General features: G+C 41.7%; 16 protein-coding genes. 6 read left to right on the forward strand and 10 right to left on the reverse strand.

What is annotated here, in order from left to right; translation table 11 throughout:
- Positions 1-21: 21 nt before the first annotated feature.
- The 4 genes from AB5935_RS02695 to AB5935_RS02710 all read right to left on the reverse strand — a co-directional run bounded on the left by AB5935_RS02695 (position 22) and on the right by AB5935_RS02710 (position 5,755).
- The gene (locus AB5935_RS02695; RefSeq protein WP_038611153.1) at positions 22-2,130 is read right to left on the reverse strand and encodes a hypothetical protein; all 2,109 of its coding nucleotides are present in this window, start codon (positions 2,128-2,130) and stop codon (positions 22-24) included.
- A 54-nt stretch (positions 2,131-2,184) separates the two neighbouring features.
- Positions 2,185-3,423, reverse strand: coding sequence for a glycoside hydrolase family 105 protein (locus AB5935_RS02700; RefSeq protein WP_007840648.1), 1,239 nt, complete (start codon positions 3,421-3,423; stop codon positions 2,185-2,187).
- Between the two features lie 257 nt (positions 3,424-3,680).
- On the reverse strand, positions 3,681-4,391 hold the full coding sequence (pyrH, locus tag AB5935_RS02705) for a UMP kinase (RefSeq protein ID WP_005839859.1): 711 nt from the start codon (positions 4,389-4,391) through the stop codon (positions 3,681-3,683).
- A 38-nt stretch (positions 4,392-4,429) separates the two neighbouring features.
- Positions 4,430-5,755, reverse strand: coding sequence for an MATE family efflux transporter (locus AB5935_RS02710; protein ID WP_038611150.1), 1,326 nt, complete (start codon positions 5,753-5,755; stop codon positions 4,430-4,432).
- Between the two features lie 156 nt (positions 5,756-5,911).
- Between AB5935_RS02710 and AB5935_RS02715 the strand changes: the two genes are divergently transcribed.
- A complete protein-coding gene (locus AB5935_RS02715) occupies positions 5,912-7,351 on the forward strand; it encodes a S41 family peptidase (protein ID WP_007856199.1) in 1,440 nt (479 codons plus the stop codon).
- Here the strand turns inward: AB5935_RS02715 and AB5935_RS02720 are convergent.
- Genes AB5935_RS02720 through AB5935_RS02730 form a run of 3 tightly spaced genes read right to left on the reverse strand, consistent with a single transcriptional unit; the run spans position 7,348 to position 8,838 of the window.
- Positions 7,348-8,115, reverse strand: a complete 768-nt coding sequence (locus AB5935_RS02720; protein WP_007856200.1) for a biotin--[acetyl-CoA-carboxylase] ligase — start codon at positions 8,113-8,115, stop codon at positions 7,348-7,350. The two genes, AB5935_RS02715 and AB5935_RS02720, sit on opposite strands and share 4 nt — an antisense overlap.
- A complete protein-coding gene (locus AB5935_RS02725; RefSeq protein ID WP_007856201.1) occupies positions 8,099-8,455 on the reverse strand; it encodes an MmcQ/YjbR family DNA-binding protein in 357 nt (118 codons plus the stop codon). The genes AB5935_RS02720 and AB5935_RS02725 overlap by 17 nt, the downstream gene beginning before the upstream one ends.
- 17 nt (positions 8,456-8,472) lie before the next feature.
- Complete coding sequence (locus AB5935_RS02730; protein ID WP_007845885.1) at positions 8,473-8,838, reverse strand: YraN family protein; 366 nt, start codon at positions 8,836-8,838, stop codon at positions 8,473-8,475.
- 75 nt (positions 8,839-8,913) lie between these two features.
- Between AB5935_RS02730 and AB5935_RS02735 the strand changes: the two genes are divergently transcribed.
- Together AB5935_RS02735 and AB5935_RS02740 are read left to right on the forward strand one after the other, a co-directional pair.
- On the forward strand, positions 8,914-9,147 hold the full coding sequence (locus AB5935_RS02735) for a hypothetical protein (RefSeq protein ID WP_008674910.1): 234 nt from the start codon (positions 8,914-8,916) through the stop codon (positions 9,145-9,147).
- 1 nt (position 9,148) lies between these two features.
- On the forward strand, positions 9,149-9,583 hold the full coding sequence (locus AB5935_RS02740; protein WP_005839880.1) for a nucleoside deaminase: 435 nt from the start codon (positions 9,149-9,151) through the stop codon (positions 9,581-9,583).
- A gap of 3 nt (positions 9,584-9,586) precedes the next feature.
- Here the strand turns inward: AB5935_RS02740 and AB5935_RS02745 are convergent, their stop codons facing one another.
- From AB5935_RS02745 to AB5935_RS02755, 3 genes are read right to left on the reverse strand one after another with little or no spacing between them, the layout of a single operon-like run.
- The gene (locus AB5935_RS02745; protein WP_007839287.1) at positions 9,587-9,883 is read right to left on the reverse strand and encodes a DUF4834 family protein; all 297 of its coding nucleotides are present in this window, start codon (positions 9,881-9,883) and stop codon (positions 9,587-9,589) included.
- Positions 9,884-9,935: 52 nt separating this feature from the next.
- Entirely contained in the window at positions 9,936-10,643 is a 708-nt protein-coding gene (locus AB5935_RS02750) for a CDP-alcohol phosphatidyltransferase family protein (RefSeq protein ID WP_007840653.1), read from the reverse strand.
- An 11-nt stretch (positions 10,644-10,654) separates the two neighbouring features.
- The gene (locus tag AB5935_RS02755) at positions 10,655-11,341 is read right to left on the reverse strand and encodes a phosphatidylserine decarboxylase family protein (RefSeq protein ID WP_007845884.1); all 687 of its coding nucleotides are present in this window, start codon (positions 11,339-11,341) and stop codon (positions 10,655-10,657) included.
- 191 nt (positions 11,342-11,532) lie between these two features.
- Here AB5935_RS02755 and dnaE point away from each other — a divergent pair, with 191 nt between their 5' ends.
- From dnaE to AB5935_RS02770, 3 genes are read left to right on the forward strand one after another with little or no spacing between them, the layout of a single operon-like run.
- Positions 11,533-15,330, forward strand: coding sequence for a DNA polymerase III subunit alpha (dnaE, locus tag AB5935_RS02760; RefSeq protein WP_038611147.1), 3,798 nt, complete (start codon positions 11,533-11,535; stop codon positions 15,328-15,330).
- Positions 15,331-15,371: 41 nt separating this feature from the next.
- Entirely contained in the window at positions 15,372-15,686 is a 315-nt protein-coding gene (gene trxA / locus AB5935_RS02765) for a thioredoxin (RefSeq protein ID WP_005839896.1), read from the forward strand.
- Between the two features lie 34 nt (positions 15,687-15,720).
- Entirely contained in the window at positions 15,721-16,056 is a 336-nt protein-coding gene (locus tag AB5935_RS02770) for a hypothetical protein (RefSeq protein WP_007836345.1), read from the forward strand.
- Positions 16,057-16,069 lie beyond the last annotated feature (13 nt).

A 16,069-nucleotide genomic window follows, 5' to 3' on the forward strand; every position in this document is an offset into this window, starting at 1 on the left:
GATAACTACTAACTCCTGTTCTTACGGTAATGGCTGTAATCCTTCCCAGCGTACATTCCATTTGCCATCTTTCGGAAATCCGGGATTGTTCCCTTCCGATCCATCCCATCCGGCGCACATCATAGCGACTGTGGTCAGTAATCCACCGTTGCCGGGCAGGTAAATACGCAGACGCCCGTCCTGGTAATTGTGACCGTTTACCAGATAGGTGTTGGTACGTTTGTCCATCAATAATGCGCTGACTGCCTTCTCAGGCTCACCCATTCGGGCGGCATTCATGGCTGTCATCGGATAATCCCAGCCCCAGGTCTTGTCCCAGTTCCAGTTATCCCAAATCCAGTGCAGGGTGTTTTTCATATATCCGGCATGAATCAGCTGATTCATGGGCAGGATGCCGACAGCGCCCAGCACTGCCATGTGATCTGAGGTAAAACGGATATCTTTATAGGTATCCACCGCGGTCTCGGCTGCCAGATACAGCTGTTCGTCGTTGTATGCCAGCGGAGATAATTTCTCTATCAGTACATCCCATTCGGGTACACGTTCCATCCCTGTACGTTCACGCCATGTTTGGGCAACTTGCATGGCGAAATGCCAGTACGAAAGCTCAAAAGGCGGATTGACAGTTTCGGCAGCGCGCAACGTTTCCTGTGCGGGGATAGCACCTTTCAAGACATAACGGTCGTGCTCTTCCTCGTATGTGGCGAATGAATACATGAATTCGGCGGTTTCCTGTATCAGGTTATTGTATTTTTTTAGCAGTTCTTCCGATGGATTAGCCCGATAGAGCAATTCTGCCAGGTAGATGAGATGAGGCTGTTGCCAGATCAGGAAGCTGCCTACTTTAGAGGGGGCTTCAAGACCGCTGGGATCAGTCATTTTCATCCATCGTATGCCTTTGAAACCTTGTCTTTCCGCTATCTGGCGGGCTATGGGTTCCACGGTTTCATACCAGGATAAAGTGCGGTCCAACAATTCGGGATGTCCCCATAAGGCGAATTGTGCCTGATGCCACCAGATCATTTCCAAATGGAATTTCCCGAACCAGGAGTTGTAAGTTAGTCCGGTTTCCTGTGGCGGGGTTGAGCCTGCGCATTGGATAGCGAGCAGATATTGGCTTAATACGACCCGGCGTTCCAATTCTTTGGCCCGGACATCAGTACATTGTGAGAAGTCGGCAACAGCTCCCTGTGTCCAGTAATTTTTCCAGTGTCCGGAAGAGACTTGTTGTACTTCTGTAAAAGTCAGAATGGGAGAAGCGGATACTTGTGGTGTGAATTGGCAGGTGAATGTAAATATACTGTCCGTTGGCGTGAGTACGAAATAGTTTGCACTTTTCTCACTTAGCTTCGCAGGGCCTTCCCAACTGATTGTTACATAATAGGTGGTTGCGTCGAGTGTTCTTTTTAACACGGCCGATTGTGCGTCTTCACTGATCAGGGTCGTGCTATGCTTATCATTCGCCTCCCAATTACAAGCATCGTCACAGTGACCGCCCGTGGGATAGGGGAAGTGAAACTTGATGCCGGCAGGTTGTCGGGCCGATAGGCGTGCGGCAATCATATCACGCTCCGGATGGCAGACTGTCTGAATGTAGTAGGGAGTTTCTTTGAGAGTGAACCGGCTGTTGATAATACCGTTCCACATATCCAGTGATTGCTGTATGTTTTGCACATCCGAGGGACGTACTTCATTTCCTAATTCGAGTCCGATGATACCCAGATGCAGGCGGTGTGGGTTTACACGATACCAGTCGGATGCTTCCTTTGCTCTGCCGGGTTCTTTGGGTTGGGTGGCATATAGCTCTTTGTGCCCGTGGCCGAAGTCATACTCCACCAAGGCTTCCTCCGGTTTATAGTTTTCGGGATTTCCGAAGCTGTGCCATCCCCATTGGCTTTGTGTACCCAGTGGAACTCCGTTTTTATAGACTTCGGGAAAAGTCTGCAATCCTGTAGCATCTACCGTATAGGCAAATTCTCCGTTCCCTACCGACAGGGAGGATAATGAATCCATGGCAGTCACTTCCGGATTATTGCGTGTTACCAGTGCATGGCGGTCTATGGCTTTCTCTTTGGGAGGGGTGCAAGCAGCCAATGCAAACATTGTCAGAGCATAAATGGTGTGTTTCATTGTATATAGCTAATTTAAAAAGATGGATAATTCTGTTGTTTATGCGATATGATTCTATTTGCCAAGCTGCAGGCAACCCATGATGAAAGGACCGGTAGCTTTGGCATCGTTGTCACGCATTTTTTCGCCAATGTAATATTCAAAGCTTCCGTCGCGGTAAGGAGTGCCGCCTAGTCCGCCTACTTGGCAGCAACGGGTCAGCGTCAGAGTTCCGTCGGGGTTCTCGAGAAGCAATGTTTGCTTTAATCCGTTGAAGGCTTTTTCCGCGATGGTCCGGTATTGGGCATCTATATATCCTTTGTTCACCGCTTTGGCATAAGCATACATACATTGGGTGGTTACGGATGCTTCGGGAAAATTACCTTCACGCTCGGGCTGGTCTATTACCTGATACCATAGACCGTCTCTTTGATAGTTGGGCAGGCTTTCTGCCAAACCTTGAATCCAACTGATAAGCGAGGCACGTCCGGGGTGGTTGTCGGGAATATAGTCCAGTACATCTACCATGGCCATGAACCACCAGCCTATACTGCGTCCCCAAAAATTAGGTGAAGTACCGTCTTGCGGATTTGCCCAACGTTGGGATTTGCTCTCGTCCCAGGCATGATGATATAATCCGGTTTCCGGTGAATAGGTATGTTTGTGGCAAAGTGTGAATTGTTTTACCGCCTCATCAATCAGATCAGGACGGTTGAATTCCGCTCCATAGCGGGCTAGGAAAGGGGAAGCCATATAAAGTCCGTCCAGCCACATCTGATGTTGATAGATCAATTTATGCCAGAAGCCACCTTCCAGCGTACGTGGTTGTCTTTTGAGTTGTTCTACCAGTAAGTCCATAGCTGCTTTGTATTTTTCTTTGCCTGTTTCTTTATAGAGGTCAAACAGAACTTTTCCTGAATTGATGTAATCTAGGTTGTAAGTTGACATATCATAGAGGTGGATTTCTCCTTTTTCGTTAATCAAACTATCCGCCCATTCCTCAACATAAGTAAAGTAACGTTTGTCACCGGTATTTTTCCACATATCCAGCATGGCGCAACAGCCTACTCCTTGTGAATACCCGAAAAAGAGCCGTTTGCCATGATCTAGCTGATAGGCTTTGGGAAAGCGGAGCATCTCAGAGTCGGCAAAGCGCTGGGCATATGAATCGGAAGATATACCGGGAAGGGGTGTGGGGACTGTAGGGAGAGGGGCTATGCATACTTCTCCACTGTACGGAATTGCTTTTTTAGCTTGGAGAGACATGGGTGCCATGCAGGCGGCCAATAAATAGATGTAACAGTAATTTTTCATGGTATTTCCTGTCGTTTTTATAGTCTTTGAATGATTTACATTTTTTGCTGATGTAAAAATAGGCTAATTAACGCTATAAGTCCATGAATAATTGTTCATTTAGATGGAAAATCTATCGGTTGAGTCTCTTTTTTAAGGAATATGTGTCAATAAAGAACGAATTTGTGGAAAAAATGGTAAGACAGAGAAAAACTGTTCACCCATTTGTCATTTAGAAGGAAATAAGGAATGACAAATGGATGAACTTGATGAGAATATCAGTTGTGTACCAGTGTTCCTATATTTTCACCGGTCATTACTTTTTTCAGGTTACCTACTGTGTCCATGTCGAAAACGATAATGGGTAGGTTGTTTTCCTTGCACATGCAGGTTGCTGTAAGATCCATTACTTTCAAACCGCGCTTTAATACCTCATCGTAGGTGATATCGTCAAATTTCGTAGCAGTGGGGTCCTTTTCAGGATCAGCTGTATAAATGCCGTCCACGCGTGTTCCTTTCAGCATCACATCGGCTTCTATCTCGATACCACGTAGGGAAGACCCGGTATCGGTAGTAAAAAACGGATTGCCTGTTCCGGCAGACATAATTACAACTTCTCCGTTTTCCATCGCTTCAATCGCTTTCCATTTGTTGTAAAACTCACCGATGGGTTCCATGCGGATAGCTGTCAATACACGTGCCTTGACTCCGGCTGCTCCCAATGCGGAACTCAATCCCAAGCTGTTGATAACGGTTGCCAACATTCCCATTTGGTCACCTTTTACACGGTCAAAACCTTTAGAAGCTCCACTCAGCCCACGGAAGATATTTCCACCACCGATTACAATACCTATTTGTACGCCAAGGTCGTGTATCTCCTTGATTTGTTGCGCATATTCACCCAGACGCTTTTCGTCTATACCATATTGCTTTTCGCCCATCAGGCTTTCGCCGCTCAGCTTTAGTAGAATTCTTTTAAATCTTGCCATATTGGTTTGTTTTTTAGTTTTTTGCAAAGATAAAAATATTAATCTTTTTTACTTGTTTTATATCCTAAAATATTTCTTCCCATAACTCCTTGCATTACTCCGCGAAGTAGAAGATAGGTAATGAATGCCATCCATAAAGCGTGATTGCCCATTGCTCCCCGGAAACCGTAGTAAATAAGAAAGAAACTGACAGAAGCTGCTATCATGGCTTTCAGCATCAGATGGGTGGCTGTCGCACCGATGAATATTCCATCGAACAAAAAAGCAGAGAAGCCTGCCAAAGGAATGGCAAGTACCCAATAAAAATAACTTTCGGAAGCATGAATGACAGTTGTTTCGTTAGTCAGTAATCCGAGAAAGGATTGTCCTCCTATACTATATAATAAGGTGAAACTAAGTGATAATCCTAGTCCCCAGCCGAATAGTTGGCGAACCGTCGTGTGGAGTGCTTTCTGATTATTGGCTCCGATATATCTTCCTGTCAATGCTTCTCCGGCGTATGCGAAGCCGTCCATAATGTAGGAGAATAAAGTGAATAATTGCATAAGTAATGTATTGACCGCCAACACCACTTCTCCTTGTGCCGCACCTGCCGAGGTGAAAAAGACAGTAACCGCCACCAGGCAGATGGTACGGAAAAAGATATCCCTGTTTACTTGGAAGAAACGGTACATGGCCTGTTTGTCAAAGAAGGAATGCCATTCTATGCGTTTCCGCAGGGTGCTGTAGTAGCGTAACCACAACAAATATGCCATGACTAGCCCGGCATATTGTGCAGTTAATGTTCCGATAGCGACACCTTCTATTTTCATTCCTAATCCATATACTAGAAGAAGACTGACCGCAATGTTCACTATATTTTGTGTGATGGCTATATACATGGGGAAACGGGAATTTTGCATACCGATATACCAGCCGGCAAAACTGTAAAGCCCTAATACAGCCGGTGCTCCCCAAGTACAGATACGGAAATAGAGACCGGCCAGATGTTCTACTTCTTCAGTCGTTTGGATAAAGGTGAATGCAATTCTTTCTATAGGATATTGCAAGGCTAGCAAAGTAAATGCAATGAATAATCCTACTCCGACGGAACGGAGTAGTAACCGGGTGACTTCATTCAGGTCGTGCCTGCCGTATGCTTGTGAAGTCATGCCGCTGGTTCCCATACGCAGAAAACCGAAAATCCAGTAGATGATGTTGAAAAGCATTCCGCCTACAGCTATTGCTCCGATGTAGGCGGCAGAGCCCAAATGACCTACAATAGTAACATCAATCAAACCCAACAGAGGAACTGTAATGTTTGAAACGATAGAAGGGATGGCAATTTGAAGTATTTTTTTGTTTCCGTTATTAAGTTGAATCATGAGTGTAGATTGATAGATGGATACAAAGGTACTCTCTTTCTCATAAATAACCAATGAAAATTTAAATTTGAACTGAAATTTGTTGTTGTTTAAGATGATATATCATTGGATTATAGATATATTTGCGGTTATTAAAATGATCAAAACAGGAGAATTATGAAAGAGAATTTTCAAATCCATATTTGGTTGGGCTTATTGTTATGTCTGTTAGGTATGTCATGTTCGGATGATACTCCGGCTAAAGGAAATGAACCGGGAAATGGCAACACGGAGTTGGAAGTCAATGAGTGGATAGAGAGTGTCATGCGCAGTGATTATTTGTGGAATAACGACATTCCTGCTCAAGATAAATTGGATTTCTCTGCTGATCCCCAAACATTTTTTAGCTCTATGCTCAGTTTGAAAGATGGAAAGACGAGAAACGGAAAGCATCTTTATTATTATTCTTATATGGAGAAGAATAAAGATTATAAAGCACGTACCAGCATTGATGCGGATGATACTTATGGTATGGAGTTTACTTTATTTAATGTTGTAAACGATAGTAATCAACCTTTAGGATATTATTATGCCCGTATCCTGTATGTTCTTCCTAATAGTCCGGCATCAAGTGCAGGTTTGGAAAGAGGGGATTGGATCGTGGGTGTTAAAGGGAAAAATAATATTAATTCCGATAATTATGGAATCTTATTAAATGGGGATAGGACTCAATGGCTCGTCAAACGTGGCGATACAGAGGTCAGAACTATTGATATAGAAGCTTCCCGGGCCGTGGAGGACAATCCCTTATTCTATCACAATGTATATACTCGGGGAGATAAAAAGATAGGGTATTTGGTTTATAATCATTTTACTCCCGGACCGAATGGGTATTCGGATCGTACCTATGATGAGGAAATGAAGAAGATATTTGCCGGATTTCAGGCACAAGGTGTGAACGAATTTGTGTTGGACTTGCGATATAATGGAGGTGGATATGAGAATTCTGCTAATATGCTTGCAGGACTCCTCATACCAGAAGCTTCTCGAAAAAAAGTATTTGCTGTTTTCTCTGACAATAAAGGACAATCCTATTCTAATGATTTTTGTGTGGAGACGAAAGGAACGGCAGGTTACTTGAAACTTAATTCCAATCGAATTTATATATTGACAAGCCAAAGTACGGCTTCTTCTTCGGAAGTCGTTATTAACAGCCTCAACCCATTTATGGATGTTATCCTTATTGGCGAATTGACAGAAGGAAAAAATGTAGGAATGGAGATGCAGAAAAATGATAAATATGAATGGATGTATTGGCCTATTACATTGAGAGTGACTAATGCGGTGAATTATGACTACAGTGCCGGTTTTAAACCGGATATAGAATGGAACGAGTATGATTTGACTCAAAATCCGACGGACGCTTTATTACCATTGGGTGATCCGGATGAATTCATGCTGGGTAAAGCCATCTCCTTGATTACAGGAGTAAAACGATCAGCCAGAGGCATGAATACGTTATCTAAATCGATTATGAGGGGGGAATCTGTGTATCAATCGACAGAACGCCATGCCACTGGAGGAATGTTGATGGTTCCTGAAGGGAAGGACAACTAAAGGATATATTTAACTTCTTTGAAGGTATATTTTCTAAGAGAACCGTTTTTATCTTTCAGAATCAAATGTCCGTCGGGTTCCACACGGATCAGTTTGGCAGTAAACTCTCCTTTTGCATCGCAATAGGGGTGATAACCTTCCTTGCGATATTGTGCTTTCAGGTAGTATTCCTGAATTTTGGTGATGATATCAGTTTCTCTGTTTTCTATCCGGGAATAGAGGTTTATGATATGTTCCAATACGCTGTTTAAAACTTCCATTCTGTCTGTTTCCTTTTGAGTAATTTGTCTTAATGAAACAGGGTTGGGGGCGGATGAATGAAATTCTTCCTGGTTAATATTGATTCCTATTCCAACAATGCTTTGTGAAATTTGGCTTCCTGTTAAATCATTTTCAATCAATATGCCGACTATTTTTTTGTCTTTCCAATAGATATCATTGGGCCATTTTATTTGCAGGCAATCTGCATGGACGTAATGGGCCAATGCGGTACGAATGGCAGAAGCTACCGCCATAGATAAAATGAACTGACTGGCGGGGGCGATTGTTTGGGGATAAAATACAGTGCTGAATGTCAGATTCTTGCCATATTCTGATTCCCATGAATTCCCACGCTGCCCTTTTCCGGCGGTTTGATATTCTGCCATAAGCGTGGTGAATTCCTTGATTTCTTTTTCCTGACAAAGTTCTGCAAGTCGGTCGTTTGTAGAGGTTACAGTTTCTTCTTTTAAGATTTTGCTTAACCAGTTAGGGGATTTTATCATATTCTTTTTTAAGTTTACGGGTGAATTTTTTGATAACCTCTTCGTATGAGTGGTCTATCAGTAATAAAATCAGTTTGTCGTCAATGTCACCTTGTAATGATACTTGGTTCCAATATTTCTTATTGAAGTGATAGGCTCCTTCAATGCCGGAATGATGTTCTCTTAATTCCAAGGCATATTCGGGTTTACATTTTAAAGATAGCCATTCCGGGTTGTCCAATCCGATGCAGGCATACATTTTCCCCATGACTTTGAATACTAAGGTGACATTATCAAAAGGAAATTCTTCTGTTGTTCCTTTCTTTCTGATACAGTAATCGCGTATTGTTTCTATGTCCATATATAATGTATATATTTCTACCAAATCGGAGGATAAAAGGCTTCTTCAATATGCTCTATAGTGAAAGGAGCCTTTTCGCCCACTAAGGTGATGATATCAAAACGTACAGGTAAATCTACTGAGAACTTACGCAAGTATACATCAGTTGAAGCTATGATTCTGCGAATTTTCTTATCTGTTACTGCATCTTCCGGATTACCGAATCTAGTATTCTTGCGGGTCTTTACCTCTATAACAATTAGTTCGTTTCGATATTCGGCGACAATATCCAGTTCTTTTTTCCCGCAATGCCAATTCCGGTGGCGGATGGAATATCCTTTATCTATGAGATATGCAGCGGCCTCTTCTTCTCCCTCCTTGCCAAATTCGTTGTGTTCTGCCATTCTGTTTCTTTTTGCGCAAAAATACTCTTTTTTATGCTTTGTATTTACAGAAGTAAAGCTAATTTTGCAGAGAATATGGCAAACAACGTAAAAAAGAGGGTAAAAGTACCGGCATCAACCCCTAAACGCAAGCAGCGTATGGTATGTCTGATGAGTGAAGAGGAGGTACGGATTGTGGATTGTTATCTTAAAAAATATAAGATAACCAATAAGGCGCGTTGGTTACGCGAAACAGTATTGACTTTTATCCATCAGAAGATGGAAGAGGATTATCCTACGTTGTTTAATGAACATGATATGAGAAGATAAGATGGCAGATGATACCTATTATATGAAACAAGCCTTGATGGAGGCTGTAAAAGCAGCTGAACAGGGAGAAGTTCCGGTGGGGGCGGTGGTAGTCTGTCGTGACCGCATCATTGGCCGTGGCCATAATCTGACAGAAACATTGAATGATGTTACAGCTCATGCCGAAATGCAGGCTGTTACTGCTGCGGCTAATACATTGGGGGGAAAATACCTGAATGAATGTACTTTGTATGTCACAGTGGAACCGTGTGTGATGTGTGCCGGTGCTATAGCTTGGGCACAGACAGGAAAACTTGTCTTTGGTGCTGAAGATCCAAAGAGGGGATATCAAAAATATGCTCCCGATGCCTTGCACCCAAAGACGATCGTGGTGAAAGGAATACTTGCCGATGAATGTGCCCGATTGATGAAAGATTTCTTTAAGAAAAAACGATGATTCTTATTTCACCTCTTCATAATCTACATACTCTCCCTCATCCTCATCAAAGATTTTTTTTCTGTTTCCCGACGAATGAGAACGTCTATTTGAAGAAGAGGATTCTGCAAAATTCTCATTCTCGTCATTCGCTTGATTCTGAGTATATGTATTTTGTTTCTGGTGGGTGGAAGTTCGATTTTGATAGGGGGGACGTTTGCCGATCCCGAACAATACACGCAAAATGTTACCTAATATAGTGAAGCCGATAAAAACAATCAGCAGAAAAATAATAAGTAGAAAGCCTAAAAATCCAAACATAGTAATTTCTTTTTTTATATATCACGTACAACAAGCGTGCCACGTTTATTGTTTACGCTCTTTTTTTAGTTAAAAGAGATAGAATGATATACCACAGGATGATAGCTGCAAAACTGCTGATTTTAAAAAAAATCAACAGGGGGATGCATACAATGAGGAAAATATAGCTGACTTTGTTCTGTTTCCAGGCAAGACTCTTGAATTTTAATGAGAACATTGGGATTTCTGCCACCAGCAATAATGACATAATAACTACCAAAATGAAAAGATATGCCGCATTAAAAGAATCGGATATAAGGAAAGAATGTGCTCCTACAGTCAATGATCCCCAAAATAAAGCATTAGCCGGAGTGGGCATACCAATAAAACTACTGCTCTGACGTGGGTCTATATTGAACTTGCCTAAACGCAAAGCTGAAAATACGGAAATAAGGAATGCGGTATAAGGCATATAATCGGCAACAGGCAATAGAAAATCAGGATAGTGTACCTCTTTAAATAAGGAAAAGACAATGGCGGAAGGAGCGAATCCAAAAGTGATGTCATCGGCCAACGAGTCTAATTCTTTTCCTAAAGGACCTGATACTTTGAACAAACGTGCCAACATGCCATCAAAGAAATCAAATACAGCACCTAGTATAATAAAAGAGATGGCCAAGGTATAGTCTTCATTAAATGCCATGACACTGGCAATACAACCGGAGAATAGATTACAGCAAGTTACTGCGTTAGGAATGTGGCGTGTGATACAGTTTGCCATTGGTGATTTTTTTATTTTAGTTTAGCAATGACGGTTTCGTTACCTACAGTCGCTTGTCCCATCTTGACACAGACTTCGGTTCCTAAGGGAAGATAAACATCTACACGCGAACCGAATTTAATAAAACCCATGTGTTCATCAATGTAGCAATCTTCTCCTACTTCGGCATAGGTCACGATTCGACGGGCTATTGCTCCTGCTATTTGGCGCGCCATGACGGTATGTCCTTCGGGAGTTTCAATAACGACCATAGAACGTTCATTTTCCGTACTGGCCTTAGGCAGCCATGCTTTCATAAATTTACCGTTATGATGGTCTACATGTTTCACTACTCCGTCTACGGGATACCAATTGGCATGTACATTGACAATGCTCATAAAAATAGAAATCATTAACCGGCGGTCATGAAAATATTCATGTTCGTCTACTTCTTCTATAACTACTATCCTTCCGTCTGCCGGGGCTACTACGATTTTTTCGGTGTCGTGCTCGAATAATCGAATGGGACAACGGAAAAAGTTAACCATTAACAGGTAAACAACGATACTTGCGGCGGCAAATATATAGAATGGAATTTTGCACTCAATTCCCCAAAACAACAGGGCATTGATACCAATTAATAGGATGGCACTGACAATTAAAATGCTTGTTCCTTCTCTATGTAGTCTTATTTTCTTTAATTTCTTCAGTCGGTTCATGATTGTATAAAACCAATTATCGTGCAAAAATAAACTTATTTTGAAAACCCTGCAAATAAAAGTTGTTAGAAATGCCTATTTCGACTTCATTTAAGATAAAAAAAGCGAATGTTGATAACTTCTTCTTTATCTTTTTGCAGGTTTTATGAAAGCGGAGTATCTTTAGACAATTTTTTAGGAGAGTAACGATTATGCAGGATTTTGTCCATTTACATGTCCATACCCAGTATTCCATCCTTGATGGCCAGGCGTCTATTCCACGTTTGGTAGACAAGGCTATGGCTGATGGAATGAAAGGTATAGCCGTAACAGACCATGGTGATATGTTCGGTATCAAGGAATTCTTCAATTATGTGAATAAGAAGAATAGCAGTACTAACGGTGAGATAAAGGATTTGAAGAAAAGAATAGCCGGACTGGAAAAAGGTACGGTGGAATGTGATAATCCCGAGGCGGAACTTGTGGCGTGCAAGGAGAAGTTGGAGGCGGCAAAGAGGAAATTGTTTAAACCGATTTTCGGTTGTGAGATGTATGTGGCACGCCGTCGTTTATTTAACAAAGAAGGAAAACCCGATCAAAGTGGTTATCACTTGGTAGTGCTTGCTAAAAATGAAAAAGGATACCACAACCTCATAAAATTAGTGTCAAAGGCATGGACGGAAGGGTTTTATATGCGTCCGCGTACTGATCGTGTGGAATTGGAAAAATACCATGAAGGGCTGATTGTTTGTACAGCGTGTATTGCCGGAGAAGTGCCTAGAAATATAATAGCTGGAAAATATGAAGAGGCAGAGGAGGCTATCCAATGGTATAAACGTGTATTCGGAGATGATTTCTATTTGGAATTGCAACGTCATAAAGCGACGGTTCCTCGTGCGAATCATGAAGCTTATAAATTGCAGCAAATTGCTAACGAAAAGTTGATAGAGTATTCTAGAAAATTCAATGTCAAGCTGGTTTGTACTAATGACGTTCACTTTGTAGATGAAGAGAATGCTGAAGCACACGACAGGCTGATCTGTCTGAGTACGGGTAAGGATTTGGATGATCCTAACCGTATGCTCTATTCAAAGCAAGAGTGGATGAAGACACGTGCCGAGATGAATGAAGTTTTCGCTGATGTCCCCGAGGCTCTTTCAAATACGGTGGATATTTGTGATCAGGTGGAATTTTATAGTATAGATCATGCACCGATTATGCCTACTTTTGCTATTCCTGAAGATTTTGGGACAGAAGAGGGGTATCGGAAGAAATATACAGAAAAGGACTTGTTTGATGAGTTCACTCAAGATGAAAACGGTAACGTGGTAATGAGTGAGGAGGCCGCCAAAGCCAAAATAGAGAAACTGGGTGGTTATGACAAACTCTATCGTATTAAACTGGAAGCTGATTATCTGAAGAAATTAGCGTTGGAAGGTGCGTACAAGCGTTATGGAGAAGTCTTGAATGAGGAAGTGCAGGAACGGATCAAATTCGAACTTCATATTATGAAGACGATGGGTTTTCCGGGTTACTTCTTGATTGTGCAGGATTTTATTCGTGCCGCGCGTGAAGAATTGGACGTGTCTGTAGGGCCGGGACGTGGATCGGCGGCAGGTTCTGCCGTAGCATATTGTTTGGGTATCACTAAAATAGACCCTATTGCATACGATTTGCTGTTCGAACGTTTCCTGAATCCCGACCGTATTTCTTTGCCTGATATTGATGTGGATTTTGATGATGATGGTCGTGGACGAGTACTGAATTGGGTAACTGAAAAATATGGTCAGGAAAAGGTGGCGCATATCATTACATATGGTACGATGGCAACCAAGCTAGCGATCAAGGATGTAGCCCGTGTACAGAAATTACCTTTATCGGAGTCTGACCGTTTGTGTAAGCTGGTTCCGGATAAGATTCCTGATAAAAAAATGAATTTGACTAATGCCATAGCTTATGTTCCTGAACTACAGGCAGCGGAAGTCTCACCTGATCCTATTTTGCGTGATACGATAAAGTATGCAAAGATGTTGGAGGGGAATGTCCGTAATACAGGTGTGCATGCGTGCGGTACTATTATATGTCGAGATGATATAACGGACTGGGTGCCTGTAAGTACGGCAGATGATAAGGAAACCGGTGAAAAAATGCTGGTGACTCAGTATGAAGGTTCAGTTATTGAAGATACTGGATTGATCAAGATGGACTTTTTGGGTCTGAAGACTCTTTCTATTATCAAAGAGGCGATTGAAAATATTAAGCATAGTAAGGGGATTATCTTGGACATTGACGAGGTTGACATTTCGGATCCTCCTACTTATGCTCTTTATAGTGAAGGACGGACGATTGGTACATTCCAGTTCGAATCTGCCGGTATGCAGAAATATTTGCGGGAATTGGAACCTAGTACTTTTGAGGATTTGATTGCGATGAATGCTCTTTATCGTCCGGGGCCTATGGATTATATTCCGGACTTTATCGACCGTAAGCATGGCCGTAAGCCTATTGAGTATGATATTCCTATTATGGAGAAATATTTGAAAGATACATATGGTATTACGGTATATCAGGAGCAGGTCATGCTTTTATCACGTTTGTTGGCGGATTTCACTCGTGGCGAATCCGATGCCTTGCGTAAAGCAATGGGTAAAAAACTAAGAGATAAACTAGACCATATGAAGCCTAAGTTTATTGAAGGCGGACGAAAGAACGGTCATGATCCCAAAGTACTTGAGAAGATTTGGACGGACTGGGAAAAGTTTGCTTCTTATGCATTCAATAAATCTCATGCTACTTGTTATTCATGGGTGGCTTATCAGACTGCTTTTCTGAAAGCAAACTATCCCGCGGAATATATGGCAGCTACGATGAGCCGGAATATTTCGAATATCACGGAAATTACTAAATTGATGGATGAGAGTAAGGCGACTGGCATCATGACCAAGGGACCCGATGTGAATGAAAGTTATCTGAAGTTTTCTGTGAACCGTAAAGGGGATATCCGTTTTGGGCTGGGAGCCATTAAGGGAGTGGGGGAAAGTGCTGTGCAGTCTATCCTTGAAGAACGTGAGAGAAATGGAGAATATAAAGATATTTTCGATTTTGTACAGCGTGTAAATCTTTCGGCTTGTAATCGTAAGAATATAGAAAACTTGGCTTTGGCAGGTGCTTTTGATAGTTTCACGGGAATAAAGCGTGAAGACTTCTTTGTAAAGAACGCTAAGGATGAAACCTTTACCGAAGTTTTGGTACGTTATGGAAATAAGTATCAGATGGATAAAGCCGCAGCTGCAAATTCTTTGTTTGGAGGTGAGAATCAAGTGGATATTGCTACTCCCGAAATCATTCCGTCTCCTGCATGGGGGGATTTGGAACGTTTGAATAAAGAACGTGATTTGGTAGGTATCTATCTTTCTGCCCATCCGTTGGATGAGTATGCTGTTATATTAGAGAATGTATGTAATGTCCACATGGCGGAACTTGCCGATTTAACCCCTTTGCAGAACAGAGACTTAACCATGGGGGGGATTGTGAGTGCAGTGCGTGAGGGATATACCAAGACGGGAAAACCATACGGTATTGCTAAAGTGGAAGATTATTCGGGCTCAGCGGAATTTGCTTTCTTCGGTAATGAATGGGTAGAGAAGAAGAACTTTTTTATGACTGGTATGTTTTTATTTATGCGAGGGAAATGTCAGCCAAAACAATGGCGGCAGGAAGAATGGGAGGTGAAGATAAGTACTATTGAATTATTACCAGAAGTAAAGGAAAAGATTATTGAGAAACTTACAGTTTCAGCTCCTTTGTCTGCATTGGATGAAGAGCTGATAACGGAGTTTTCAGCCTTAATCAAGGCAAATCCCGGTAATGCAGAGCTTTATTTTCATGTAATGGATGAGGATGGACAAATGTATGTCAATCTGATGTCACGTACTATGAAGATTTCGGTTCAAAAAGAGATCATGACTTATTTAAAGAGCCAACCACAGCTCTCTTACAAAATTAATTAGTATATTTGCGCTAACATTTTAAATAACTAAGTATAATAATTATGGCACTAGAAATTAAAGATAGCAATTTTGAAGAATTGCTGGCATCGGGCAAGCCTGTAGTAGTGGACTTTTGGGCAACATGGTGTGGTCCTTGTAAAAAAATAGCTCCGGATGTTGAAGCTTTGGCAGAAGAATATAAGGATCAGGTAATAATTGGAAAGTGCGACGTGGATGATAACGACGAACTGACCGGTAAATTTGGTGTACGTAACATTCCTACCGTTCTTTTTATCAAGGATGGTGAAGTGAAAGATAAGACTGTAGGTGCAGTGACCAAGGCCCAGCTGGAAGAAAAAATTAAAGCTTTACTGTAATAAAAAGAATATTCACCCTTTAATATATACGACTATGGGAATGGAAGACGATTTCTTATTGGAAGATGAGGATGATCAAAAAACGATAGAGTTTATCAAAAATTATCTGCCTCAGGATTTGAAAGATAAATTCACGGAGGATGATTTGTATTATATTCTTGATGTGATTGTGGATTACTATACCTCCAGCGGATGCCTTGATGTACAACCTGATGAAGAGGGATACATTAATATTGATCAAGATGAAATTGTGAATTACATAGTCAAGGAAGCCAAGAAAGACGGAATGGGGCCTTATGACCCCAATGATGTATTCTTTGTAGTCCAGGGGGAAATGGAATATGGGAATTCATTGGGACAGGTAGATTAAGAAGATAGTCTCA

The organism is Phocaeicola sp. RTP21198st1_B8_RTP21198_201120, assembly GCF_040929485.1.
In the GTDB taxonomy this organism is placed as follows: Bacteria; Bacteroidota; Bacteroidia; order Bacteroidales; family Bacteroidaceae; genus Phocaeicola; species Phocaeicola dorei.